The organism is Sphingobacterium cavernae (assembly GCF_008520265.1).
Lineage (GTDB): Bacteria > Bacteroidota > Bacteroidia > Sphingobacteriales > Sphingobacteriaceae > Sphingobacterium > Sphingobacterium cavernae.
Window position 1 is genome coordinate 1 of record NZ_VIQM01000011.1, and the last position, 822, is coordinate 822.

Annotated in this window: 1 protein-coding gene; it reads left to right on the plus strand. The window is 43.4% G+C overall.

Features of this window, described 5'->3' with window-relative positions; genetic code table 11:
- Positions 1–54: 54 nt before the first annotated feature.
- On the plus strand, positions 55–822 hold a 768-nt coding region (locus FLS47_RS00955), incomplete at its 3' end, for an IS256 family transposase (protein WP_223225075.1).

Consider the following 822-nt stretch of genomic DNA (forward strand, 5'->3'; position numbering starts at 1 on the left):
AAATAAACTGTGTCAAGGATAATAAACAGAAGTATTATTTTTGACATAGTAATTATGAGTATTAAGGAAAGCGATTTTGATTTTGAGTCCATGAAGGACCTAGCCCTAGAACAGTTACGTAGCGGTGAATCACTTTATGGCAAGAACGGAGCTTTTGCTCCTTTAATGAAAAAGTTTTTAGAAGCAGCGCTAGAAGCTGAGATGGAGAGCCATCTGGATGAAGCTGAACGCTCCGGTGGTAATCGTCGTAACGGCAAGTCCAGCAAGCAGATTCGCACCTCAGATGGCACTATCGAGATCGATACTCCGCGTGACCGTCGGTCTAACTTCGAACCCCAGCTTATTAAGAAACGTGAGACGATTTTAGCCGATAGCCTGGAGAAGAAGATTTTAGGTATGTACGGTCTTGGCATGAGCCTGCGGGACATCTCGAACCACATCAAGGAGATGTACGATACTGACATCAGCCACAGCACACTTTCTTCGATTACCGATAAGATCATTCCCCAGGTCAAGGAGTGGCAATCAAGAAGTCTAGACTCCCTTTATACGATTGTTTGGATGGACGCCATGCACTACAAAGTAAAAGAAGACCATCGGTTTGTTTCGCGGGCAGTATACAATATTCTTGGCATTGATCGAAATGGACATAAGCATCTGTTAGGGATGTATGTTTCGGAGAATGAGGGAGCTAACTTTTGGTTGAGCGTATTGACTGATTTACAAAATCGAGGCGTGGAGGATATCTTAATTGCCTGCATCGATAATCTAAAAGGATTTTCAGAAGCGATACAGAGTGTTTTTCCCGACACCGAAGTACAG